Source organism: Xenorhabdus taiwanensis, from assembly GCF_036512875.1.
Taxonomy (GTDB): domain Bacteria; phylum Pseudomonadota; class Gammaproteobacteria; order Enterobacterales; family Enterobacteriaceae; genus Xenorhabdus; species Xenorhabdus taiwanensis.
The window spans coordinates 3,274,092-3,299,884 of sequence record NZ_AP028978.1 but is presented as its reverse complement, the minus strand read 5'-3'; the positions used below and the strand labels follow the sequence as shown (position 1 = coordinate 3,299,884).

The 25,793-nt window shown below is 44.8% G+C and carries 19 protein-coding genes, 3 tRNA genes and 3 rRNA genes; 20 read left to right on the top strand and 5 right to left on the bottom strand.

Features of this window, described 5'->3' with window-relative positions; translation table 11 throughout:
* Window positions 1-14: 14 nt before the first annotated feature.
* The 5 genes from tatA to tnpA all read left to right on the top strand — a co-directional run bounded on the left by tatA (window position 15) and on the right by tnpA (window position 3,360).
* Complete coding sequence (gene tatA, locus ACE1SE_RS15295; RefSeq protein WP_374051594.1) at window positions 15-281, top strand: Sec-independent protein translocase subunit TatA; 267 nt, start codon at window positions 15-17, stop codon at window positions 279-281.
* A 3-nt stretch (window positions 282-284) separates the two neighbouring features.
* Window positions 285-767, top strand: coding sequence for a Sec-independent protein translocase protein TatB (tatB, locus tag ACE1SE_RS15290; protein WP_374051593.1), 483 nt, complete (start codon window positions 285-287; stop codon window positions 765-767).
* Window positions 768-770: 3 nt separating this feature from the next.
* A complete protein-coding gene (tatC, locus tag ACE1SE_RS15285; RefSeq protein ID WP_374051592.1) occupies window positions 771-1,559 on the top strand; it encodes a Sec-independent protein translocase subunit TatC in 789 nt (262 codons plus the stop codon).
* A gap of 117 nt (window positions 1,560-1,676) precedes the next feature.
* A complete protein-coding gene (gene hemB / locus ACE1SE_RS15280; RefSeq protein WP_374051591.1) occupies window positions 1,677-2,693 on the top strand; it encodes a porphobilinogen synthase in 1,017 nt (338 codons plus the stop codon).
* A 211-nt stretch (window positions 2,694-2,904) separates the two neighbouring features.
* Window positions 2,905-3,360, top strand: coding sequence for an IS200/IS605 family transposase (gene tnpA / locus ACE1SE_RS15275; protein ID WP_099118097.1), 456 nt, complete (start codon window positions 2,905-2,907; stop codon window positions 3,358-3,360).
* A gap of 116 nt (window positions 3,361-3,476) precedes the next feature.
* Here the strand turns inward: tnpA and rfaH are convergent, their stop codons facing one another.
* Window positions 3,477-3,965: a transcription/translation regulatory transformer protein RfaH gene (rfaH, locus tag ACE1SE_RS15270; RefSeq protein WP_374051590.1), complete on the bottom strand. Its 489-nt coding sequence runs from the start codon at window positions 3,963-3,965 to the stop codon at window positions 3,477-3,479.
* 254 nt (window positions 3,966-4,219) lie between these two features.
* Here rfaH and ubiD point away from each other — a divergent pair, with 254 nt between their 5' ends.
* A complete protein-coding gene (gene ubiD / locus ACE1SE_RS15265) occupies window positions 4,220-5,692 on the top strand; it encodes a 4-hydroxy-3-polyprenylbenzoate decarboxylase (RefSeq protein WP_374051589.1) in 1,473 nt (490 codons plus the stop codon).
* Window positions 5,693-5,702: 10 nt separating this feature from the next.
* A complete protein-coding gene (fre, locus tag ACE1SE_RS15260) occupies window positions 5,703-6,404 on the top strand; it encodes an NAD(P)H-flavin reductase (RefSeq protein WP_374051588.1) in 702 nt (233 codons plus the stop codon).
* A gap of 178 nt (window positions 6,405-6,582) precedes the next feature.
* On the opposite strand, the gene fadA is transcribed toward fre, so the two are convergent.
* Window positions 6,583-7,746, bottom strand: coding sequence for an acetyl-CoA C-acyltransferase FadA (gene fadA, locus ACE1SE_RS15255; RefSeq protein WP_374051587.1), 1,164 nt, complete (start codon window positions 7,744-7,746; stop codon window positions 6,583-6,585).
* Window positions 7,747-7,757: 11 nt separating this feature from the next.
* Window positions 7,758-9,944, bottom strand: coding sequence for a fatty acid oxidation complex subunit alpha FadB (gene fadB / locus ACE1SE_RS15250; RefSeq protein WP_374051586.1), 2,187 nt, complete (start codon window positions 9,942-9,944; stop codon window positions 7,758-7,760).
* Window positions 9,945-10,217: 273 nt separating this feature from the next.
* Here fadB and pepQ point away from each other — a divergent pair, with 273 nt between their 5' ends.
* From pepQ to ACE1SE_RS15195, 11 genes are all read left to right on the top strand, one after another.
* Window positions 10,218-11,552, top strand: coding sequence for a Xaa-Pro dipeptidase (pepQ, locus tag ACE1SE_RS15245; protein WP_374051585.1), 1,335 nt, complete (start codon window positions 10,218-10,220; stop codon window positions 11,550-11,552).
* Window positions 11,552-12,163, top strand: a complete 612-nt coding sequence (locus tag ACE1SE_RS15240) for an IMPACT family protein (RefSeq protein WP_338884548.1) — start codon at window positions 11,552-11,554, stop codon at window positions 12,161-12,163. Before pepQ ends, ACE1SE_RS15240 begins: the two co-directional genes overlap by 1 nt.
* Before the next feature lie 36 nt (window positions 12,164-12,199).
* Window positions 12,200-13,651, top strand: a complete 1,452-nt coding sequence (gene trkH, locus ACE1SE_RS15235; RefSeq protein WP_374051584.1) for a Trk system potassium transporter TrkH — start codon at window positions 12,200-12,202, stop codon at window positions 13,649-13,651.
* A gap of 38 nt (window positions 13,652-13,689) precedes the next feature.
* On the top strand, window positions 13,690-14,232 hold the full coding sequence (gene hemG / locus ACE1SE_RS15230; RefSeq protein WP_374051583.1) for a menaquinone-dependent protoporphyrinogen IX dehydrogenase: 543 nt from the start codon (window positions 13,690-13,692) through the stop codon (window positions 14,230-14,232).
* A 391-nt stretch (window positions 14,233-14,623) separates the two neighbouring features.
* Window positions 14,624-16,165: ribosomal RNA gene (locus ACE1SE_RS15225) — 16S ribosomal RNA — on the top strand.
* Between the two features lie 70 nt (window positions 16,166-16,235).
* Window positions 16,236-16,312, top strand: a tRNA-Ile gene (locus ACE1SE_RS15220).
* Between the two features lie 20 nt (window positions 16,313-16,332).
* Window positions 16,333-16,408, top strand: a tRNA-Ala gene (locus ACE1SE_RS15215).
* Between the two features lie 173 nt (window positions 16,409-16,581).
* A 23S ribosomal RNA gene (locus tag ACE1SE_RS15210) occupies window positions 16,582-19,491 on the top strand.
* Window positions 19,492-19,573: 82 nt separating this feature from the next.
* Window positions 19,574-19,689 (top strand): 5S ribosomal RNA (rrf, locus tag ACE1SE_RS15205).
* Together the 16S, 23S and 5S rRNA genes with 3 tRNA genes alongside form the textbook arrangement of a ribosomal RNA operon.
* Before the next feature lie 54 nt (window positions 19,690-19,743).
* A tRNA-Asp gene (locus ACE1SE_RS15200) sits at window positions 19,744-19,820 on the top strand.
* A gap of 339 nt (window positions 19,821-20,159) precedes the next feature.
* The gene (locus tag ACE1SE_RS15195) at window positions 20,160-20,990 is read left to right on the top strand and encodes an endonuclease/exonuclease/phosphatase family protein (protein WP_374053688.1); all 831 of its coding nucleotides are present in this window, start codon (window positions 20,160-20,162) and stop codon (window positions 20,988-20,990) included.
* Between the two features lie 108 nt (window positions 20,991-21,098).
* Here the strand turns inward: ACE1SE_RS15195 and hutT are convergent, their stop codons facing one another.
* Complete coding sequence (gene hutT, locus ACE1SE_RS15190; protein WP_374051582.1) at window positions 21,099-22,484, bottom strand: L-histidine transporter HutT; 1,386 nt, start codon at window positions 22,482-22,484, stop codon at window positions 21,099-21,101.
* A 167-nt stretch (window positions 22,485-22,651) separates the two neighbouring features.
* Here hutT and queE point away from each other — a divergent pair, with 167 nt between their 5' ends.
* On the top strand, window positions 22,652-23,323 hold the full coding sequence (gene queE, locus ACE1SE_RS15185) for a 7-carboxy-7-deazaguanine synthase QueE (RefSeq protein ID WP_374051581.1): 672 nt from the start codon (window positions 22,652-22,654) through the stop codon (window positions 23,321-23,323).
* A gap of 34 nt (window positions 23,324-23,357) precedes the next feature.
* On the opposite strand, the gene queD is transcribed toward queE, so the two are convergent.
* The gene (queD, locus tag ACE1SE_RS15180) at window positions 23,358-23,720 is read right to left on the bottom strand and encodes a 6-carboxytetrahydropterin synthase QueD (protein WP_374051580.1); all 363 of its coding nucleotides are present in this window, start codon (window positions 23,718-23,720) and stop codon (window positions 23,358-23,360) included.
* 276 nt (window positions 23,721-23,996) lie between these two features.
* Between queD and cysJ the strand changes: the two genes are divergently transcribed.
* Window positions 23,997-25,793, top strand: a complete 1,797-nt coding sequence (gene cysJ, locus ACE1SE_RS15175; protein WP_374053687.1) for an NADPH-dependent assimilatory sulfite reductase flavoprotein subunit — start codon at window positions 23,997-23,999, stop codon at window positions 25,791-25,793.

Sequence of the window (25,793 nt, the reverse complement as noted above, 5' to 3'; positions counted from 1 at the left end):
AGAGGTAGGTCAGTATGGGTGGTATAAGTATTTGGCAATTGCTCATTATTGCTGTCATTGTCGTACTGTTGTTTGGTACTAATAAGCTTCGTACCTTGGGTTCAGACTTGGGTGAATCAATAAAGGGCTTTAAAAAGGCAATGAGTGATGATGAAAAGCCACAACAGCCGGAAAAAATGAGTCAGGATGCCGAGTTTGAAACTAAAAACCTCACTGAAAAATCCACAGCTGCGCAATCTGAAAAATCAGAGAACAAAAGTAAAGACAAAGAGCAGGTATAAACCGTGTTTGACATTGGTTTTAGTGAGCTACTGTTAGTGATGATCATTGGCTTGGTTGTTTTGGGGCCGGAGCGTTTGCCTGTTGCGGTCAAAACAGTGGCTGGATGGATTCGGGCATTGCGCGCGTTGGCGGCTAATGTCCAGAATGAACTTGCTCAGGAATTAAAATTGCAAGAGCTTCAGGACACCCTGAAAAAAATGGAAGAAAAAGCTGACCTGCAATCACTTTCGCCAGAACTAAAAGCATCAATGGCGGAATTGAAGGAAGCCGCTGAATCATTGAAAAATACCTATCAGTTGAAACCGGATGAAATGAGGGAATTAGAGGAAGACGAAACGCATTTTCATTCTTCTGAGTCCCAATCGGTTGCAAGGCATTCGAATTCAGAACAGGTCAGTGTGGAACCCGTGATTGCAGAGCCATCGAGCGCAAGAACAGAGCAACAGAAAAAAAAATCTCCTGAACAAGCAAATAGCGAACACTGAAACATGTCTGTGGATAATACCCAACCTCTTATCAGTCACCTGATTGAACTGCGCAAGCGGATTTTAAATAGCCTAATTACCGTGCTGATAGTGTTTCTGGCATTGGTTTATTTTTCCAATGACATTTATCGGCTTATTGCAGCACCTTTAATGGAGCAATTACCTAAAGGTGCAAATATGATTGCAACAGATGTTGCATCACCTTTTTTTACACCCATTAAACTGACCATTGTGGTGTCTGTCTTTGTTTCAGCACCGATGATCCTTTATCAAGTATGGGCATTTATTGCACCGGCACTGTATAAGCACGAACGCCGTTTGATTATGCCCTTATTGTTTTCCAGCAGCGTATTGTTTTATCTGGGAATGGCATTTGCATATTTTATCGTTTTTCCCATTGCGTTTGGTTTCTTTATCAATACTGTGCCCGCAGGGGTGGTAATCTCGACGGATATCAGCAATTACTTAAGCTTTGTTATGGCGCTATTTATGGCTTTTGGTGTTTCATTCGAAATACCCATTGCCATTATTTTGCTGTGTTGGAGTGGGGTAGTGACGCCAGAATCACTAAAGAGAAAACGTCCTTATATTTTAGTTGGGGCGTTTGTGATTGGGATGTTGTTAACACCACCTGATGTTTTCTCCCAGACTTTGCTGGCTGTTCCCATGTATTTGCTATTTGAACTGGGGATTTTGCTTTCGCAGTTCTATGTTGGTAAATGGGGACGGCGTAATTTTATCAATCCAGAAGATGAATCAGACAGTGATATTGGTGACAATTCTAAAAAATAATCTAATGTCAGGCATTCATAATTATTGCGAACTGATTGATGATGTTAACATCACTATCATAAAGTGATGACTATTGACCCAGCGCTTTGTCGCTGGGTTTTACATTAGGAGAACCATATGAGCTATGTATTTCCAGGGGGATTTCCCGGTCGTCGTATGCGCCGTGTGCGCCGTCATGATTTTTCCCGTCGCTTAGTGGCTGAAAATCAGCTTACTGTTAATGATCTGATTTATCCTGTATTTGTTATGGAAGGAACGAATCAGCGTCAGGAAGTGTCTTCAATGCCAGGAGTGTATCGTCTGACAATCGATCTTTTGCTGAAAGAAGCAGAAGAGATTGCCCGACTGGGTATTCCTGTTTTGTCTCTGTTTCCAGCCATTGAAGCAGACAAGAAATCGTTGGATGCGAAAGAAGCCTATAATCCAGACGGTTTGATTCAGCGCTCTGTTCGTGCCCTGAAAGATGCAGTGCCTGAATTGGGTCTTTTAACGGATGTAGCCCTCGATCCATTTACTACCCACGGGCAAGATGGTGTTATTGACCAAGATGGCTATGTTATCAATGACATTACCAAAGATATTCTGGTTAAGCAGGCATTGTCCCATGCTGAAGCTGGGGCTGAGATTGTAGCCCCAAGTGATATGATGGATGGCCGCATTGGTGCTATTCGCGGGCAGCTTGAGATGGATGGTTATGTTAATACCCAAATTATGGCCTATTCTGCCAAATACGCTTCTTGTTATTATGGGCCATTTAGGGATGCTATTGGTTCCAGCGGTAACTTGAAAAGTGGCAATAAGATGACCTATCAAATGGACCCTGCAAACAGTGATGAAGCGTTGCAGGAAATTGCACAGGATTTGCAAGAAGGTGCAGATAGCGTCATGGTTAAACCGGGTATGCCGTATTTGGACGTGATACGGCAGGTGAAAGATACTTTCGGTGTACCGACATTTGCCTATCAGGTTTCTGGTGAATATGCCATGCATATGGCGGCTATTCAAAATGGTTGGTTGAAAGAGCAGCCAGCGATTATGGAATCGCTATTGTGCTTCAAACGAGCGGGAGCAGATGGTGTTCTGACCTATTTTGCCAAGCGTGTAGCGCAGTGGCTGCATGAACAAAGATACTGATTATTGTAATAGCTTGGGATATAAAACGGGCAATTTTGACTTTGCCCGTTTTCTGATTATGGCTTTAGCCAGTTTAAGTCGCGTTAGCGTCTTAAACATAAAACCACCCGCTTTGCGGGTGGAGTTCAAAGGTTATACCAAGAAAAACACCTTTCCGTTACGATATAGATGTTCAAGCTAATACTCGTAACTCAAATAAGGAAAGGTGTTTATGGGCATTAAAGCACAAAGCTCAGCGCATACAAAGTGGCTGTGTAAATACCATATCGTCTTTTCGCCGAAATATAGACGGAAAGTGATTTTTAATAATATTCGTTCAAGTGTGGGAGAGATCCTCAGAGACCTTTGTAAGTATAAAGGTGTGGAAATAATCGAAGGTCATCTCATGCCAGATCATGTTCATATGTTGGTGAGTATTCCACCAAAGCTAAGCGTTTCAAGCTTTATGGGATATTTGAAGGGTAAAAGTTCGTTGATGATCTTTGATAGACACGCCAATTTAAAATATAAATTTGGCAACAGAAAGTTTTGGGCGGAAGGGTTCTATGTCAGTACGGTAGGGCTAAATGAAGCGACAATTCAAAAGTATATCAGAGAGCAAGAAAAGTCGGATTTAATCTCGGATAAATTGAGTAGTAAAGAGCATGTAGACCCCTTCAAGGGGTAGGCCAAAGCAGCAAAGACACTTAGCTTGAACGAAGAGAAAGCAGCGTCATTTAGGCGCAGTCGGTAACAAGCCCTTATAGGGCAAGAGCAAACCACCCGTTATACGGGTGGTTATGATTAAATTTTGATGAAATATTTATTATCTAAAACCTTAGAAACTTCTTTATTAAGAATATTCAGCAAGAGAATGGAACGGGTTTCTCCATCCGGTTCGTTATAAATTGCTTGAATGCCTTCGAAAATTCCTTCAGTGATCAATACAGTATCACCAGTAATAGGGGTTTCAGGTGCAATATATTCTTGCTCAGTAACAGACATTAATTCATCAATTAATGTTTGTGGAACAATGGTGGGATAAGTGCTGAATCGAACGAAATTATTGACGCCGCGTGTTGAGTTAACGGTCGTAGTATGAATGACTTCGGGATCAAAGTGAACAAACAGGTAATTGGGAAACAGAGGTTCAGTAACGATGGTTCGTTTACCTCGAATGATTTTTTCAATTTTGGCTCTAGGGGTTAAGCAAATCACATCCTGCCGCTCTAAGTTCTCTATTGCCCGAGAGACTTGTCCACGTTTACAGTAAAGAAGATACCAATTTCCCATAATATTTCGACTCCATTGCGTAGAATGTTTAGCATAACAAAACCGGTGTTAAAGGGTCATCGTAAAAATAAGCGTTATTTAAAGTGTAAGCCGTATTTTTTTATATTCTACCGTGCTTATTCTCAGTAAAAGCTTATGTATTAATTATTGCACTAAATCCATTGCTTTTTAGCGGGTTATGAGTTTTCCTTGTAACCCTCATAGGAGGGGCTATAATGGCTTTCCCTCCTTGAAAATCGGCACGAATGGACAATATGAAATATCGCGATCTAAGAGACTTTCTTTCCTTGTTGGAACAATCGGGTGAATTAAAACGAATTCGTATGGAAGTTGATCCATATCTGGAAATGACTGAAATCGCAGATCGTACTCTTCGTGCCGGTGGTCCTGCCTTATTATTTGAAAATCCTAAGGGATATTCGATGCCTGTGTTGTGCAATTTGTTTGGTACACCTAAGCGCGTTGCCATGGGTATGGGGCAGGATGATGTTAAGGCATTGCATGATGTTGGGAAGCTATTGGCTTTCCTTAAAGAGCCTGAGCCACCAAAAGGCTTTCGTGATTTGATCGATAAGTTGCCGAAATTCAAACAAGTTTTGAATATGCCAACCAAACGCCTTAGTTCTGCGCTTTGTCAGGAACAGATCTGGGCAGGGGATGATGTGGATCTTACCCGTATTCCAGTCATGCATTGTTGGCCAGAAGATGCTGCTCCTTTGGTTACCTGGGGATTGACGGTGACTAAAGGGCCTAATAAAGAGCGCCAGAACTTGGGTATCTACCGCCAACAGGTATTGGGAAAAAACAAACTGATTATGCGCTGGTTATCACATCGTGGTGGTGCGCTTGATTTTCAGGAGTGGTGTCAGGCACATCCGGGAGAACGTTTCCCTGTATCCGTTGCATTAGGCGCCGATCCTGCCACGATATTGGGGGCGGTTACCCCAATTCCTGATACTTTGTCTGAATATGCGTTTGCAGGATTATTGCGTGGGCATAAAACGGAAGTTGTTAAATGTATATCTAATGATCTGGAAGTGCCTGCCAGCGCTGAAATTATCCTTGAAGGTTATATTGAGCCTGGTGAGATGGCACCAGAAGGGCCATATGGTGATCATACCGGCTATTACAATGAAGTAGATACATTTCCGGTATTTACGGTAACCCATATTACCCAACGTCGTGATGCTATCTATCATTCCACTTACACAGGGCGTCCGCCGGATGAACCTGCGGTGCTAGGGGTTGCGTTGAACGAAGTCTTGGTGCCAATTTTGCAAAAACAATTTCCTGAAATTGTGGATTTTTACTTGCCGCCAGAGGGCTGCTCTTATCGACTCGCGGTCGTCACAATGAAAAAACAGTATGCAGGCCATGCCAAGCGAGTAATGATGGGAGTTTGGTCATATCTGAGACAATTTATGTACACAAAATTTGTTATCGTTTGTGATGATGATATCAATGCGCGAGATTGGAATGATGTCATCTGGGCGATAACAACGCGAATGGACCCGCAAAGAGATACTGTCTTAATGGAAAATACACCCATTGACTATCTCGATTTTGCATCGCCTGTTTCTGGGTTAGGCTCAAAGATGGGGTTAGATGCAACGAATAAATGGCCAGGAGAGACACAAAGGGAATGGGGGCGCCCGATAGTGATGAGCGATGAGATTCGGACCCGTGTCGATGAAATTTGGGATCAATTAGATATTTTGAAGCGATAAGAGGGAACGCATGACAATATTAAGTTGTAAAGTAACATCGGTTGACTCCATTACAGATACTGTTTATCGGGTTCGTTTATTACCTGATTCGCCTTTTTCTTTCCGTGCAGGGCAATATTTAATGGTGATTATGGATGAAAGGGATAAGCGTCCTTTCTCCATGGCATCACCACCGTCAGAAAAAAAGATAATTGAGTTGCATATTGGTGCTTCTGAGCTAAATCTCTATGCGATGGCGGTAATGGATAGAATTCTGGATCAGAAAGTCATTGATATTGATATTCCGCATGGTCAGGCTTGGTTTCGTGAAGACAGTAAAAACCCGATGTTATTGATTGCCGGTGGAACGGGATTTTCATATACGCGATCTATCTTATTGGCTGCATTGGAAAAGAATCCTAATCGTGAAATTTCCGTCTATTGGGGTGGACGAGAGTTGCAACATCTTTATGATTTGAAGGAGTTGCAATTATTGAGTGAGCACTATCCTAATTTAACCGTTGTACCTGTGGTTGAACAAGTTGATGAACACTGGCGCGGAAGAACAGGCACAGTTCTGAGTGCAGTTTTGGAAGATTTTGGCAGTCTGGCAAACCATGATATTTACATTGCTGGCCGTTTTGAGATGGCTAAAATTGCCCGTGAACGGTTCTGTAGTGAGCGTGATGCATCTATCGAACATATGTATGGGGATGCCTTTGAGTTTATTTGAGCCATTTGCTGATAAAAGATAAAACGCCAAAAATAAAAAACCCGCCCCTGACAGGCGGGAAACTACGGCAACAACGTACTAGAGTGATGCAATAGACAAGACAGACAAGGGAAAGCGTTAATTTTTAAAAGCCATAAATTTCAATTGGCTGTTATGCTTTATAGCCAGATTTTCATGGCTATACTTTTTCAATAATCGTGGCTATACCCTGGCCTAACCCAATGCACATGGTTGATAGCCCGAACTGAACATCTTTACGTTCCATCAAGTTAAGCAGGGTGGTAGTAATGCGAGTACCAGAGCATCCCAATGGGTGACCGAGAGCAATAGCGCCGCCGTTCAGGTTGATTCTGTCATCCATACTATCCAGCAAATTCAACCCTTTTATGCAAGCCAAGGATTGTGCAGCAAATGCTTCGTTCAATTCCATGACGCCAATATCCGCAAGGCTTAATCCGGCTTTTTTCAGAGCCATTTGTGTTGCAGGCACAGGGCCATAACCCATGATAGAAGGATCACAACCAACAACCGCTGTTGAGCGGATACGAGCACGAGGTTTCAATCCTAACGCTTTAGCTTTGCTTTCGCTCATGATTAGCATGGCAGAGGCACCATCGGAAAGTGCTGATGAATTACCCGCTGTCACACTGCCAGTGACTGGATCAAAAACAGGACGCAGCGCAGCTAAATCTTTTAGGTTAGTCTCTGGGCGGATCACTTCATCAAAATCGACGAATTTCATACTCCCATCAGCATCATGCCCATATATGGGGACAATTTCACTGGCGAAAGCCTTGGATTCAGTCGCTTCCGCTGCACGTCGATGAGAACGCAGGGCAAACTCATCTTGCATTTCGCGACTAATATTGTGCATTTTAGCCAGCATTTCTGCTGTCAATCCCATAACACCTGCTGCCTTGGCAACATTACGGCTTAATTTGGGATGAAAATCGACACCGTGTGTCATGGGTACGTGCCCCATATGTTCAACACCACCGACCATAACAATATTGGCATCACCAGTCATAATCATACGGGCCCCGTCGTGCAGAGATTGCATTGACGAACCGCAGAGGCGGTTAACGGTTACCGCGGGAACTGAATGAGGAATACCTGCCAGTAAGGCAGAGTTACGGGCAATATTGAACCCTTGTTCCAGTGTTTGTTGCACGCATCCCCAAGAGATATCATCAATGTCTTCAGGATTAACGGCAGGATTGCGCTTGAGTATTGACTTCATCAGATGTGCAGAGAGATCTTCGGCACGGACCTGACGGAATACACCACCTTTTGAGCGCCCCATTGGGGTACGGATACCATCAATAATGACTACGTTTTCCATGTTTTCAGACCTCACGCTTTTTCACCTGGATTAACAGCAAGTTCTGCAGGTGCAGGGTAGTAACTTTCATTGCTTTCGGATTTTGCTTTCAGGCCAACAGGGATGTGATAGAGTGCACCCAAATGAGCATAACTTTCTGCCATCTTCACATAAGCTGCGGTTCCCATAGTATCCAGGTAACGGAAAACACCACCGTGGAATGGAGGGAAACCCAGTCCATATACCAGTGCCATATCTGCTTCTGCTGGGCTGGCAATGATACCTTCTTCTAAGCAGCGAACAACTTCGTTAATCATTGGGATCATGGTTCTGGCAATGATCTCTTCGCCTGAGAAAGTATGTTTCGGTTTGCTGATGCTTGCCAGTAACTTATCGGTAGTATCATCCAGCTCTTTTTTCGGTTTGCCTTTTTTATCTTGGGTATATTTATAGAAACCAACGCCATTTTTCTGGCCATAACGTTGATTTTCAAATAGCACATCAATGGCATCCCGATAATCACGGCTCATGCGGTCAGGGAAACCCTGAGCCATGACAGCTTGTGCATGGTGAGCAGTGTCAATACCGACAACATCAATGAGATAAGCAGGACCCATTGGCCAACCAAATTCTTTTTCCATGATTTTGTCGATTTGGTGGAAATCACCACCATCACGCAGCAACATGCCAAAACCAGCCAGATAAGGGAACAATACGCGATTTACAAAGAAACCAGGGCAGTCGTTAACGACAATCGGTGTTTTACCCATTTTACTGGCATAGGCGACAACGCTTGCAATAGTCTTTTCTGACGTTTTTTCGCCGCGAATGATTTCAACTAACGGCATACGATGTACTGGGTTGAAGAAATGCATACCACAGAAGTTTTCCGGGCGTTTTAACGATTTTGCTAATTCAGTGATTGGGATTGTGGAGGTATTAGAAGCCAGAACGCAGTCATCGCTGATATGTGATTCTGTTTCTGCCAGAACCGCAGCTTTAATCTTGGGATTTTCAACTACAGCTTCAACAACAAGTTGGGTTTGCTCAATACCAGCATAATTCAGGGTTGGATGAATGGATGCCAGAATTTTAGCCATCTTCATGGCATCTAAGCGTCCACGTTCAAATTGTTTATTTAGCAATTTGGCCGCTTCATTGATACCTAAATCCAGCGCTTTTTGATTGATATCTTTCATCAAGACAGGAATACCCTTGCGCGCTGATTGATAGGCAATACCTCCACCCATGATCCCAGCACCCAGTACAGCCGCATGTTCAGGGGTTGTGACAGTTTGCAGGTATTTTTTCGCCAGCCCTTTAACATATTGCTCATTCAGGAAGATGCCGACTAAAGCACGGGCGACAGAGGTGTGTGCTAATGATACAAAACTGGTGGATTCCAGTTTTAAGGCTTCATCACGACCTAGTGTAGCGGCTTTTTCAATGGTTTTTACCGCAGTGATTGGTGCCGGATAATGAGGGCCAGCAACCTTCATTACCATACCTTTTGCTACGGTGAAACTCATGGTACGCTCGATCTCATTGAGAGCCAGAGGCATTAATTTAGGCTGACGGGCTGCTTGCCAATCCAAGTCTCCTCGTATAGCTTGCTCCAGAATTGAAACGGCAGAATCAACCAGTTTTTCGGTAGAAACTATGGCATCAACCAGGCCATTTTTCAGCGCTTCTTCAGCACCAATATCTTTTCCTGCGGAAATGATTTCGAGAGCATTGTCTGTACCAATCAAGCGTGGCAGGCGAACAGAACCACCAAATCCCGGCATAATGCCCAGTTTAGTTTCTGGTAATCCGATACGAAGATCTGGGGATGTGATACGAAAATCGGTTGAAAGTACCAATTCACACCCACCGCCAAGAGCGTAGCCGTTGATAGCGGAGATAGTCGGAACCGGGAGATCTTCTATACGGTTAAAGATATTGTTGGCAAGATCCAGCAATTCGTGCAGTTTTTCTGCTGGCGCACTGAATAACGATAAAAATTCTGTAATATCTGCGCCAACAATAAAGGCTTGTTTTTTAGAGCGTAACAGCAACCCTTTTAAATTAGTCTCTTGCTCAAGGGTGGAAACGGCTTTATCCAGTGAAGTAACCGTTTTTGTATCTAATTTATTAATTGCAGCCGGTGCATTGAAAATGAGTTCAGCAATGCCATCTTTCAGCCATTTTACTTGAATAGTTTCACTTAGGTAGAGCATGTCATTCTCCTCAATGAGTGCATACCATCTGGTATGACCAGATGAGGTTGATTGTGATTACTGTGTTAATTTAATGCAAACCAATGATTAATTTTTTGTAGGGCGGATCACAGGTAAGATTTATGGCAGGGAGCTATAAATTTAGTTAGTGTTTTGAAAAATATAAATATATTAGCTTAATTTTAGAAAGAAGGTTTTTCACGTGATAGCTCCCACCATAATGAATTGTGATAATATTTAAGCTCCTGCCAAAAAATCAAAAGGCTAATTAAGATGGAAAAGTTAGCATCTCTGTACCAAGAACATATTAAAACCTTACAAAAACGAGCGCGAGAAATCTTAGAACGAACTCAGCTTGACGCCTTGCTTATTCACTCAGGTGAATCATTACGGGTTTTTCTCGATGACAGCCATTATCCGTTTAAGGTCAATGCGCACTTCAAGGCTTGGGTACCTGTGACCAAAGTGCCTAATTGCTGGTTATGGATTGATGGAGTCAATAAACCTAAGCTCTGGTTTTATTCACCTGTAGATTACTGGCATAGCGTAGAACCCTTACCCAATGGCTATTGGACTGACGAAATAGAAATGATTCATTTAGCAACTGCTGAAGATATCAACACAAAACTGAATGGATTAGCAAAACAGAATACAGCTTATATTGGTGAACAAACTGAATGTGCTAAATCTTTGGGGATTCTTGATCACAATATCAACCCAAAAGCTGTTTTGGATTATTTGAATTATCATCGTTCATATAAAACAGATTATGAATTGATTTGTATGCGTGAAGCCCAGAAAACCGCCGTCAATGGTCATCTGGCAGCTTATGATGCATTTTTGTCTGGTGTGAGCGAATTCGAAATCAATATGTTCTATTTGATGGCAACAGGGCACCGTGATACCGACGTCCCTTATGATAATATTGTTGCCTTGAATGAAAATACGGCTGTTTTGCACTACAACAAATTACAGCAGAGGGTTCCTTCGGAAATCCGCAGTTTTTTAATTGATGCCGGAGCGGAATATCATGGTTATGCAGCGGATATCACCAGAACCTATGCAGCAAAATCTCATAACGATTTTTCCTCACTGATAAAGGATCTGAATGAAGAACAACAGGCACTCATTGGCACAATTAAAACGGGAGTTCGATATACCGACTACCATATTAATATGCATCAACGTATAGCCAGGATACTGAAAAAACATGATATTGTTCATGGGATCAGTGAAGAAGGTATGGTTGAGACAAGATTGACGACACCATTTTTCCCACACGGACTCGGTCATCCTCTGGGATTGCAGGTGCATGATGCGGCTGGGTTTATGCAAGATGATAGAGGAACTCATCTGGCAGCTCCGGAAATGTATCCTTATTTGCGCTGTACCCGTATTCTGGAGTCAAGAATGGTTTTGACCATTGAACCTGGGATCTATTTCATTGAAACGTTATTAGCGCAGTGGCGTGAAAGCGAATATCGCCAACATTTCGATTGGAAAAAAATCGATATGTTGAAAACTTATGGTGGTATTCGTATTGAAGATAACATCGTTATTCACGATGGAAAAATTGAAAATATGACCAGAGAATTACAATTATCGTAATGAAGCCTTATTTAATTCCTGCGGCTTCAGTCAGCTTTACTGAAGAAATAAAAAAGAGTCGTTTCATTACCCTGCTGGAGCACACCAGCGGGGTAGATGAAGCCAAGTTATTTATCCAAAGTATCAAAGAGCAGTATCCTGATGCTCGACATCATTGCTGGGCTTTTGTGGCAGGGGCGCCGGATGATTCCCAACAGTTAGGGTTTTCTGATGATGGCGAACCTACCGGAACTGCTGGCAAGCCGATGATTGCCCAGTTAATAGGAAGTGGTCTGGGGGAAATTACCGCTGTATCTGTTCGCTATTTTGGTGGCATAAAATTGGGTACGGGGGGGTTAGTAAAAGCCTATGGTAATGGGGTACAGCAAGCTCTGAAGCTGTTGCAAACCGAATACAAAGTACCGCAGAAATTATACCAGTTACAGTGTGAATACTCGCATATTTCAATGGTGGAACAGTTGCTACACCAATTCTCTGGGCAGGTGCTCGCCAGTGATTATGCTGAAAATGTCACGTTGCAAGTCTCGCTGCCAGCTACCCTTGTTGGTGAGATAGGTGATAAATTACGGGACTTGAGCCGTGGTGCTTTGTTTTTAACGCCAAAATCATAATTATTCTTCATACCGGATTTCTAAGGAACCAGCCGAATGCATTTTCGCGCCATAACCCGTATTGTTGGACTACTTGTCATTCTTTTCTCTGTCACAATGATTATTCCGGGGCTGGTAGCATTGATCTATCGCGATGGCGCAGGCAGAGCATTCAGCCAGACATTCATCTTTGCTCTCGTCATTGGTTTAATATTGTGGGTACCTAATCGCGAACAAAAATCTGAGCTCAAGCCGAAAGAGGGCTTTTTGATTGTTGTCCTATTTTGGACTGTGTTGGGAAGTGTGGGGGCATTGCCATTCATTTTCTCTGAAAAACCCAATCTTTCAGTCACAGATGCCTTTTTTGAATCATTTTCTGGCTTGACGACAACTGGGGCGACGACGCTTGTTGGTCTTGATTCCCTTCCCAGGGCTATTTTGTTCTATCGACAAATGTTGCAATGGTTAGGCGGCATGGGAATTATTGTTTTGGCGGTGGCGATCTTACCTCTGCTTGGTGTTGGAGGAATGCAGCTTTATCGTGCAGAAATGCCGGGGCCGTTGAAAGACAATAAAATGCGTCCTCGTATCGCAGAAACGGCAAAAACGCTTTGGCTGATTTATGTCTTGTTAACGATTGCCTGTGCGCTGGCATTGTGGGCTGCGGGAATGTCGGTATTCGATGCAATTTCTCATAGCTTTTCTACCATCGCTATTGGTGGGTTTTCTACCCATGATGCCAGTATCGGTTTTTTCAATAGCCCGGCCATTAACACAATTATTGCCATTTTCTTATTGATTTCGGGCTGTAATTTTGGTTTGCATTTTGCGGTTCTTTCTGGACGAAGCTTGAAAGTGTACTGGCGTGATCCAGAATTTCGAATGTTCATTACTATTCAGTTGGCACTATTGGCAATTTGTATGCTGATATTATGGCAACATTCCGTTTATGAATCAGAATGGAAAGCATTAAATCACGCTTTTTTTCAAGTTGTCTCTATGGCGACAACGGCTGGATTTACAACGGACGCTTTTGCCAATTGGCCTCTGTTTCTGCCTTTTCTGCTGTTATGTTCTGCCTTTATAGGTGGATGTGCGGGTTCAACGGGAGGCGGTCTCAAAGTTATCCGCATTTTATTGTTGTTCTTGCAAGGATCTCGTGAATTAAAGCGGTTAGTACACCCGAATGCGGTATATACCATTAAATTGGGACGACGAGCATTACCGGAACGAATTATTGAAGCAGTATGGGGTTTTTTCTCTGCTTACGCATTGGTTTTTGTCGTTAGTATGTTGTTATTGATCGCAACAGGGGTTGATGAATTTTCTGCTTTTTCTGCCATCGCCGCAACATTGAATAACTTGGGGCCAGGATTGGGAGTCGTTGCTGACAACTTTACAACTATGAACCCTGCGGCTAAATGGATATTGGTTGTCACTATGTTATTTGGACGTTTGGAAGTGTTCACATTATTGGTGCTATTTACCCCCACATTTTGGCGTGAATAGTGTTTATATGTGATCCTCTGTTTAATAAGGACGTATTTATGCGTTATTTGTTGCTCTATTCTACCCAAGATGGGCAGACCAAAAAAATTATTACCCGTATTGCAGAGAACCTCCGTCGTGCTGGTATTAAATGTGAGTTAAGAGATCTTTCTACAGTGAAACAAATCAATTTGACGCCTTACCAAAAAGTAATGGTAGGGGCGTCGATACGTTATGGTCGTTTCAATTCTGTATTGCATGATTTTGTCATCCTCCATCAAAAACAATTGAGTCAAATGCCAACAGCTTTCTTTGGCGTTAACTTAACGGCGAGAAAGCCAGAAAAAAGAACGCCAGAAACGAACGCTTATGTACGTAAGTTTTTAATAAAAAGTCCGTGGCAACCTGATTTATGCGGAGTTTTCGCGGGAGCGCTACTTTATCCACGTTATCGTTGGTTGGATCGCATCATGATTCAGTTCATTATGCGAATAACCGGAGGAGAAACAGATACTACAAAAGAAGTTGAATACACTGATTGGGAACAGGTAGATCATTTTTCTGAGAAATTTTTGCAAATATCGTGTGATAAAACGCTTTAAAAACAGTCTTTCTGCTGGTTATTACCTCGTTTTGAGGAAAAAAAAACACGAACAGAAAAAAAATTTAAAAAAACTATTGTCAGAACCATAAAACTCCCTATAATGCGCTTCCGTTGTCACGACAAACACACAAACCTGTCGGGATGACAACGTGAAAGGCCCTGAAAAATAAGGCTTGACACGACAAGAGGAAAGCGTAAGATACGCAGCCTCGCAACCCGGAAGAGACTTCCGGTTGCCAACGCTCTTTAACAAATTAATCAGACAATCTGTGTGGGCACTCGCAAGACACTTATCCAAGCCGAAAGGCAAAAAGATTTAAAGTCTTGAAGAGTGACTGACAGTTAATTCATTACGAACTAACAGTAGAATTCTTTGAGCATCAAACTTTTAATTGAAGAGTTTGATCATGGCTCAGATTGAACGCTGGCGGCAGGCCTAACACATGCAAGTCGAGCGGCAGCGGGGGAAAGCGTGCTTTCCTGCCGGCGAGCGGCGGACGGGTGAGTAATGTCTGGGGATCTGCCCGATGGAGGGGGATAACCACTGGAAACGGTGGCTAATACCGCATGACCTCTTGGGAGCAAAGTGGGGGACCTTCGGGCCTCACGCCATCGGATGAACCCAGATGGGATTAGCTAGTAGGTGGGGTAACGGCTCACCTAGGCGACGATCCCTAGCTGGTCTGAGAGGATGACCAGCCACACTGGGACTGAGACACGGCCCAGACTCCTACGGGAGGCAGCAGTGGGGAATATTGCACAATGGGCGCAAGCCTGATGCAGCCATGCCGCGTGTATGAAGAAGGCCTTCGGGTTGTAAAGTACTTTCAGCGGGGAGGAAGGCGCAGGGTCGAAGACACCTTGCGATTGACGTTACCCGCAGAAGAAGCACCGGCTAACTCCGTGCCAGCAGCCGCGGTAATACGGAGGGTGCAAGCGTTAATCGGAATTACTGGGCGTAAAGCGCACGCAGGCGGTCAATTAAGTTAGATGTGAAATCCCCGGGCTTAACCTGGGAATGGCATCTAAGACTGGTTGACTAGAGTCTCGTAGAGGGGGGTAGAATTCCACGTGTAGCGGTGAAATGCGTAGAGATGTGGAGGAATACCGGTGGCGAAGGCGGCCCCCTGGACGAAGACTGACGCTCAGGTGCGAAAGCGTGGGGAGCAAACAGGATTAGATACCCTGGTAGTCCACGCTGTAAACGATGTCGATTTGGAGGTTGTGGCCTTGAGCTGTGGCTTCCGGAGCTAACGCGTTAAATCGACCGCCTGGGGAGTACGGTCGCAAGATTAAAACTCAAATGAATTGACGGGGGCCCGCACAAGCGGTGGAGCATGTGGTTTAATTCGATGCAACGCGAAGAACCTTACCTACTCTTGACATCCACGGAATTCTGCAGAGATGCGGAAGTGCCTTCGGGAACCGTGAGACAGGTGCTGCATGGCTGTCGTCAGCTCGTGTTGTGAAATGTTGGGTTAAGTCCCGCAACGAGCGCAACCCTTATCCTTTGTTGCCAGCACTTCGGGTGGGAACTCAAGGGAGACTGCCGGTGATAAACCGGAGGAAGGTGGGGATGACGTCAAGTCATCATGGCCCTTACGAGTAGGGCTACACACGTGCTACAATGGCGGATACAAAGAGAAGCGACCTCGCGAGAGCAAGCGGACCTCATAAAGTCTGTCGTAGTCCGGATTGGAGTCTGCAACTCGACTCCATGAAGTCGGAATCGCTAGTAATCGCAGATCAGAATGCTGCGGTGAATACGTTCCCGGGCCTTGTACACACCGCCCGTCACACCATGGGAGTGGGTTGCAAAAGAAGTCGGTAGCTTAACCTTTAGGAGGGCGCTGACCACTTTGTGATTCATGACTGGGGTGAAGTCGTAACAAGGTAACCGTAGGGGAACCTGCGGTTGGATCACCTCCTTAACCTAAGATGGTGAAATGTGAGTGTTCACACAGATTGTCTGATATAGAGAAGAAGAGACAGGAACGGAATAGGCTTGTAGCTCAGGTGGTTAGAGCGCACCCCTGATAAGGGTGAGGTCGGTGGTTCAAGTCCACTCAGGCCTACCAATTTTTCTGTCCGGTTCAATGGGGCTATAGCTCAGCTGGGAGAGCGCCTGCCTTGCACGCAGGAGGTCAGCGGTTCGATCCCGCTTAGCTCCACCATGACTCTTCTGACTAAAAAAAGATTTCAGAACACATTAAAGACAGTGTGTTGTGAAATTTATGCTCTTTAACAATCTGGAACAAGCTGAAAATTTGAAACAATCGATGTTGTTGAACGATAACATTGATGAGTCTCTCAACCCCTCCAATCTGAAGACACCTTCGGGTTGTGAGGTTAAGCGACTAAGCGTACACGGTGGATGCCTAGGCAGTCAGAGGCGATGAAGGACGTGCTAATCTGCGAAAAGCGCCGGTGAGCTGATATGAAGCGCTATCAGCCGGCGATGTCCGAATGGGGAAACCCGGTGCAATCCGTTGCACCATCCTTACCTGAATCCATAGGGTAAGGAGGCGAACCGGGGGAACTGAAACATCTCAGTACCCCGAGGAAAAGAAATCAACCGAGATTCCCCCAGTAGCGGCGAGCGAACGGGGAGGAGCCCAGAACCATCATCAGTTTGTGTGTCAGTGGAAGCGTCTGGAAAGGCGCACAGTAAAGGGTGACAGTCCCGTACACGAAGAGACACAGGCTGTGAGTTCGATGAGTAGGGCGGGACACGTGGTATCCTGTCTGAATATGGGGGGACCATCCTCCAAGGCTAAATACTCCTGACTGACCGATAGTGAACCAGTACCGTGAGGGAAAGGCGAAAAGAACCCCGGCGAGGGGAGTGAAAGAGAACCTGAAACCGTGTACGTACAAGCAGTGGGAGCCCTGATTTATCAGGGTGACTGCGTACCTTTTGTATAATGGGTCAGCGACTTATATTCTGTAGCAAGGTTAACCGCATAGGGGAGCCGCAGGGAAACCGAGTCTTAACTGGGCGTTAAGTTGCAGGGTATAGACCCGAAACCCGGTGATCTAGCCATGGGCAGGTTGAAGGTTGGGTAACACTAACTGGAGGACCGAACCGACTAATGTTGAAAAATTAGCGGATGACTTGTGGCTGGGGGTGAAAGGCCAATCAAACCGGGAGATAGCTGGTTCTCCCCGAAAGCTATTTAGGTAGCGCCTCGTGAACTCATCTTCGGGGGTAGAGCACTGTTTCGGCTAGGGGGTCATCCCGACTTACCAACCCGATGCAAACTGCGAATACCGAAGAATGTTATCACGGGAGACACACGGCGGGTGCTAACGTCCGTCGTGAAGAGGGAAACAACCCAGACCGCCAGCTAAGGTCCCCAAGTCATGGTTAAGTGGGAAACGAAGTGGGAAGGCTCAGACAGCCAGGATGTTGGCTTAGAAGCAGCCATCATTTAAAGAAAGCGTAATAGCTCACTGGTCGAGTCGGCCTGCGCGGAAGATGTAACGGGGCTAAACCATGCACCGAAGCTGCGGCAGCGACATGAATATGTTGTTGGGTAGGGGAGCGTTCTGTAAGCCGTTGAAGGTGAACTGTGAGGTTTGCTGGAGGTATCAGAAGTGCGAATGCTGACATAAGTAACGATAAAGCGGGTGAAAAACCCGCTCGCCGGAAGACCAAGGGTTCCTGTCCAACGTTAATCGGGGCAGGGTGAGTCGACCCCTAAGGCGAGGCTGAAAAGCGTAGTCGATGGGCAACAGGTTAATATTCCTGTACTGGCAATAATTGCGATGGGGGGACGGAGAAGGCTAGGCAAGCCGGGCGACGGTCGTCCCGGTTTAAGTGTGTAGGCGGGATAACCAGGCAAATCCGGTTATCCGTTACGCTGAGGCACGATGACGAGGCACTACGGTGCGGAAGTTGCTGATGCCCCGCTTCCAGGAAAAGCCCCTAAGCTTCAGATTATTGTTAATCGTACCCCAAACCGACACAGGTGGTCAGGTAGAGAATACTCAGGCGCTTGAGAGAACTCGGGTGAAGGAACTAGGCAAAATGGTGCCGTAACTTCGGGAGAAGGCACGCTGGCGTTAGGTGAAGAAACTTGCTTTTGGAGCCGAGGCCAGTCGCAGATACCAGCTGGCTGCAACTGTTTAATAAAAACACAGCACTGTGCAAACACGAAAGTGGACGTATACGGTGTGACGCCTGCCCGGTGCTGGAAGGTTAATTGATGGGGTTAGCCGCAAGGCGACGCTCTTGATCGAAGCCCCAGTAAACGGCGGCCGTAACTATAACGGTCCTAAGGTAGCGAAATTCCTTGTCGGGTAAGTTCCGACCTGCACGAATGGCGTAATGATGGCCAGGCTGTCTCCACCCGAGACTCAGTGAAATTGAACTCGCTGTGAAGATGCAGTGTACCCGCGGCAAGACGGAAAGACCCCGTGAACCTTTACTATAGCTTGACACTGAACCTTGAGCCTTGATGTGTAGGATAGGTGGGAGGCTGTGAAGTGTGGACGCCAGTCTGCACGGAGCCATCCTTGAAATACCACCCTTGAATGTTTGATGTTCTAACGCAGGCCCGTTATCCGGGTTGCGGACAGTGTCTGGTGGGTAGTTTGACTGGGGCGGTCTCCTCCCAAAGCGTAACGGAGGAGCACGAAGGTTGGCTAATCCTGGTCGGACATCAGGAGGTTAGTGCAATGGCATAAGCCAGCTTGACTGCGAGAGTGACGGCTCGAGCAGGTGCGAAAGCAGGTCATAGTGATCCGGTGGTTCTGAATGGAAGGGCCATCGCTCAACGGATAAAAGGTACTCCGGGGATAACAGGCTGATACCGCCCAAGAGTTCATATCGACGGCGGTGTTTGGCACCTCGATGTCGGCTCATCACATCCTGGGGCTGAAGTAGGTCCCAAGGGTATGGCTGTTCGCCATTTAAAGTGGTACGCGAGCTGGGTTTAGAACGTCGTGAGACAGTTCGGTCCCTATCTGCCGTGGGCGTTGGAAGATTGCAAGGGGCTGCTCCTAGTACGAGAGGACCGGAGTGGACGCACCACTGGTGTTCGGGTTGTCATGCCAATGGCACTGCCCGGTAGCTAAGTGCGGAAGAGATAACCGCTGAAAGCATCTAAGCGGGAAACTTGCCTTAAGATGAGTCTTCCCTTGTCCCTTGAGGACACTGAAGGAACGTTCGAGACGAGGACGTAGATAGGCTGGGTGTGTAAGCGTTGCGAGACGTTGAGCTAACCAGTACTAATGAACCGTGCGGCTTAACCTGACAACACCGAAGGTGTTTTGGGGTGAGAGAGAGAAAAGTTTCAGGATAAAAACAGCTTGTTCGGGATTGAAAACAGGATTTGTCTGGCGGCAATAGCGCGGTGGTCCCACCTGACCCCATGCCGAACTCAGCAGTGAAACGCCGTAGCGCCGATGGTAGTGTGGGGTCTCCCCATGTGAGAGTAGGGCACTGCCAGACATTCATTAAAAACTTGTTGCCGGCATAAAAGGCAGCAGGCTAAAGAAATTCGGTGGTGCGGTAGTTCAGTTGGTTAGAATACCGGCCTGTCACGCCGGGGGTCGCGGGTTCGAGTCCCGTCCGCACCGCCACCGTATTTAGAAAAACCCCTGAGAGATATCTCTCAGGGGTTTTTTATTGCCTAATCTATACAGCTTATTGCTTATATCCTTATATGTCTCTTGACCAAGAGAAATTTGCTTCTTAAATATGATACTTTTTGATACTCATCAAATATATTAATGTTTATTTTTTAATATTAAATAAATCAATCTACTAATTCTAATGAGTAATTGCTTTACCAATATGTTGTGTCGTTATTATATAGTTACACAACCGTGTTGGTTTTTTAAGCACTAGAGATTGAAATCAATTACCAAGATGTCATATTAGTGGAGATAAAGGTATTGAGGTAAGCTGGGGGAAACTTGATCAGGAATAGTTATTTAAGAAAAAGCTGGGCGAGAAAAGATTACGCTCAAAAAAATTTTGCCATGAGATATGTTGCTGGACAGCCTGTAGAACGGGTTTTTCCTACTTGTAAGCAATTACTTGAGGATGCGTCGTTACCACGCGGAGAACCGCTTCTTGACCATAATTGTGAGCTTTCTGTTGTTATCTGGAATATCTATAAACAACAGCGTCCATCATGGCAGCATGTTTTGGCTTCTTTGATTGAGAAGAGTGACCTTGTCTTGCTACAAGAAGCACAAATGACTCCGGCCTTATTGAAATTCATTACAGACAGTGGCTTGGTCGCGGATCAGGTTCCTGCATTTGCTATCCCTCAACACCCATCAGGTGTGATGACATTGGCATCGTCTTCACCGATTTATTGTTGCCCGCTGCGTGAAAAAGAACCGATATTCAGGCTATCTAAATCGTCATTAATTACGATTTATCCATTGCCAGATAAACGCCAGTTAATGGTGATAAACGTGCATGCCATTAACTTTAGCCTTGGTGTTGATGTCTATAGTCGACAATTAAATAACATTGGTATTCATATAAGCATACATAATGGCCCCGTTATTTTTGCTGGAGATTTTAATGCGTGGAGTCGACAGAGATTAAAAATATTAGAACGTTTTGTACACCGTATGCATTTGCAAGAAGTATATTTTAATGATGATCATAGAACGATTGTTTTTGGCAAACCACTGGATTTTGTTTTTTATCGTGAATTAAACGTTTCCCATGCAGCAGTTGTAATGACCGGTGCTTCTGATCATAACCCATTGATGGTGAACTTTTCTTTATGACGATTCCTCTGTGTAGTGATAATGGATAAATCAACTTATTGATTTTACATAGAAAAAATAAAAAAGCGTCGATAATCTTCGACGCTTTTTGAAATATACGTGAATAGTTTACTGGTTAGAAGAGCGTTTTGCAGATAGTTTATTCTTTACACCGAAGAAATAGGCTAGAGTCAGAATAAATACCCAACCCAGACCAACATATAGCGCGTCTCTTGTTTGCTCAAAATACCCCAGTAATACGATGACACTGACCATGAAGACAAGCGTAATTATCGGGGCTATGGGCCACATTGGGATTGGAAATTTCAATGTCTTGACTTCTTCCGTACTCATTTGGCGACGCATGGCAATTTGCGAGATTAAAATCATCAACCATACCCAAACGGTTGCAAATGTGGCAACGGAAGCGATAAGAATGAAGATCTCTTCAGGGATCAGATAATTTAGCACTACGCCAAGTAACAGAACCGCAGTCATGACAAGAACCGTCATCCAGGGCACACCATTACGAGTTAATTTTTTGAATGATTCGGGAGCTTGTCCCTCTTGCGCCATGCCATACATCATCCTGCCTGCACCAAAAATATCACTATTAATAGCGGAAATAGCAGCGGTAATCACGACCACATTTAAAATATTTGCGGCTGAATGAATTCCCAAATTGGAAAAGATCTGTACAAATGGGCTTCCATCCTGACCAATTTGATTCCATGGATAGATGCTCATCAGGATACATAGCGTCAAAACATAGAAGATTAAGATACGAAACGGGACAGCATTAATTGCCTGAGGGATCGTTTTTTCTGGATTTTTTGCTTCACTGGCAGTGATACCAATGACTTCTATGCCACCAAAAGCGAACATAACAATGGCGAATGAAGCTATCACTCCACTGATACCATTTGGCATAAAACCACCATGCTCCCATAAATTGGATAAACCGGTTGCATGCTCAGTTGCTTGCCCGAAACCGTAAAACATAATGGCAAGGCCGCCGATAATCATAGCAATAATGGCAGTGACTTTAATGATTGAAAGCCAAAACTCCATTTCACCAAAGATTTTTACGTGACACAGATTCAAGGCACCAATAAAACATACGATCCCTAAAACCCAAATCCACTGATCAACATGTGGGAACCAGAGCTTCATATACGTGCCGAATGCAGTAACATCAGCCAGGCAAACAAACAGCATTTCAAGAATATAGATCCAACCAGTTAAAAAACCGGCCAAAGGTCCCAGATAATGGCTGGCATATTGCGAAAAAGAACCAGAAACAGGATGGTGAACGGCCATTTCGCCAAGTGCTCTCATCACGATAAATACGGCAGCTCCGCCGAGTAAATAGGCCAGCAATACAGCGGGACCAGCTTGCTGTATTGCTGCTGCTGAGCCATAAAACAGCCCCGTGCCTATTGCAGAGCCTAAAGCCATAAAGCGGATGTGCCGCACGCTTAGACCCTGTTTAAGCTGATTTTCATTATTTTGCATTCGTTATTCCCATCTATCCTTTCAGCCTGAGAGTATTTAGGCATACGATGCTTTGTCTGGCGTGAGATGCCAGCAAAAGCAACCTGGTACAATACCATAAAGATGGATGTTCGCGGGATAGATATCTGTAATAATAACGGGCAGTTTATTAAAACCAGAGTTTTTTTATGATTTACCCAATAAATGAAATCTTCCAAACTTTACAGGGAGAAGGCGTGTTTACCGGTGTACCTTCGGTTTTCATTCGATTGCAAGGATGTCCAGTAGGGTGCAGTTGGTGCGATACCAAACATACGTGGGAAAAAGAGGCTGATAAACAGCAGCCGATGGAAAATATCTTGCTGAAATCGCAAGACAGCGATCTGTGGGGCGTTGCCACTGCAAGACAATTGCTGAATATATTCACTCGCCAAGGTTACAGTGCCAGGCATATTGTCATTACCGGGGGAGAACCGTGCTTATACGATTTACGTCCTTTGACTGAAACACTGGAAAGTGAAAGCTATCAATGTCAGATAGAGACGAGTGGTACACATGCGATTCAGTGCTCTGATAAAACGTGGGTAACAGTTTCTCCGAAAGTGAAAATGCGCGGAGGCTATCAGGTCTTACCTGAAGCTATTAAACGCGCTGACGAAATTAAGCACCCTGTCGGGCGGCTGCGCGATATTGAAGCATTAGATGAATTATTGACTATGCTTGACGGAAATCCTACACCGGTTATTGCCTTACAGCCGATCAGCCAGAAAGAAGATGCTACTCGCCTGTGCATCGAAACGTGCATTGCCCGTAATTGGCGTTTTTCGATGCAAACCCATAAATATTTAAATATCGCTTAAATCTCATTCAGCACCAGGCTCTGGTGCTGAATCCTTATTCTCCCTGATAGATACAACCGGCGCTACAAGTCTCTTTAACCATAACCGCACTGAGTTGAGGCAATGTCGATTTTAACTGCTCCCAGATCCACTTGGCCAACACTTCGCTGGTTGGATTTTCAAGCCCGGGAATTTCATTGAGATAGTGGTGATCGAGCTGTTCCCAGACAGGTTTAAAAGCCGCTTTGACATCGGCAAAATCCATGAGCCAGCCACTAAGCGGATCGACCTCTCCGGTGATCTCCAGACGTACCATAAATGAATGCCCATGTAAACGCCCACATTTGTGCCCTTCCGGTACGTGTGGAAGGCGATGTGCTGCTTCGAATTGAAAATCTTTAAAGATGGTTGTACTCATTGTGCTTTCCCCTGATATCAAAAGGTCGGCTATTCTACCTGAACTTTGCGAGCTTAACGTGATTTTTCTGGAAGTAAAAAGCACAATGCTTAACGACTTTATTGATATATTAAATCTGTAAATAAAGTTAGGCGTTTTGGTTATGAGATATTGCGATCCTTTCTTTAAATACCACTCCCATTCTGGGATAACCTTAATCAATTCATGTTCATGACTGGATTGATGCCTACATCTTTTACAACATGGATACTGGCTATAGCAAAAGGCACTGGGACAATGACCGCAAAACCACCTTCAATTGCATTACTACCTGTTTCTCCAGAACAATTATCACGCTTGCAATCTGCAATTAGCGATTTTTCTCCCCATCAATTAGCTTGGTTGTCTGGCTACTTTTGGGGAATGGTGGATCATCAGCCACAAACTGGGGCAAAAACATCTGTCGTCTCCGTACTGGAAACCGTGACTTTGCTTTCCGCATCGCAAACAGGCAATGCCCGTCGCTTGGCTGAACAGTTAAGAGATTCACTATTAGCTGAAAATATCAATGTAAACTTAATTAATGCTGGTGACTATAAATTTAAGCAAATTTCTCAGGAACGTGTATTGATTATTATTGCTTCAACACAAGGTGAAGGTGAACCCGCAGAAGAAGCTGTAGCACTCCATAAGTATCTCTATTCCAAAAAAGCGCCATCAATGAAAGAGACGGTATATGCCGTATTTGGTCTTGGGGATACGTCGTATGAAAACTTCTGTCAGGCAGGGAAAGATTTTGACAGTCGTCTGCATGAGCTTGGTGCTCAACGCCTGCTGGATCGTGTTGATGCCGATGTGGAATATCAAGCACAAGCGACTCAATGGAATCAGCAACTTACGGATATCTTAAAGCAGCGTTTGTCAGTACAAGCAAATGCTGCCACTTCATCTACTATTTCAGCGCATATCCAGGAAACCCAAACGTATACCAAAGAAATCCCCCTGACAGCCTCTCTGTTGACTAACCAGAAAATAACGGGATGTGGTTCTGACAAAGATGTTCGTCATATTGAAATTGATTTAGGGGATTCAGGGCTGCGCTATCAACCAGGAGATGCCCTTGGAGTCTGGTTTGAAAACGATCCGGCTTTAGTGGATGAATTAATAACCCTGCTTTGGTTGGAAGGTTCAGAGCAGGTCAATGTGCATGGAAAATCACTCCCATTGCGTGAGGCGCTGATTAGCCATGTCGAGTTGACCCAAAATACCGGTGTGATTGTTGGGAAATATGCAGCGTTGGCGAAAGATGAAAAACTGTTATCGCTGGCCGCTAACAAACAAGCATTGCAGCAATACGCTCAGACAACACCCATTGTAGATATGGTCAGGGCTGCTGCTTCACATCCAGAAGCCCAACAATTTATTGAGTTATTGCGCCCACTGACACCACGTCTCTATTCCATTTCCTCTTCACAATCTGAAGTGGAAAATGAAGTTCACATTACAGTGGGAGTCGTTCGTTATGACATTGAAGGGCGTGCTCGTACAGGCGGTGCGTCAGGTTATTTAGCGGATCGTTTGCAGGAAGATGACAACATCCGTGTGTTTATCGAACAGAACGACAATTTCCGTTTACCGGCCGATCCTAATACCCCAATCATCATGATTGGACCGGGAACGGGTGTTGCTCCGTTTAGGGCATTTTTGCAGCATCGTGACAGTCAGGGCGCAGAAGGTAAAAACTGGCTGTTTTTTGGTAATCCACATTTTGTTGAAGATTTTCTTTATCAGGTTGAATTCCAGCGCTACGTGAAAGAGGGCTTATTGACCCGTATTGATCTGGCATGGTCAAGGGATCAGCAGCATAAAGTCTATGTACAAGACAAACTGCGTGAGCAGGGAGAAGAAGTCTGGCGCTGGATTCAGGATGGCGCCCATCTGTATGTTTGTGGCGATGCAAATCGCATGGCAAAAGATGTAGAACAGACCCTATTGGACATCATTTCACAACATAGTGGCATGGATGCTGAACAGGCTGATGAATTCTTGAGTGAATTGCGCCTTGAGCGCCGTTATCAGAGAGATGTTTACTAA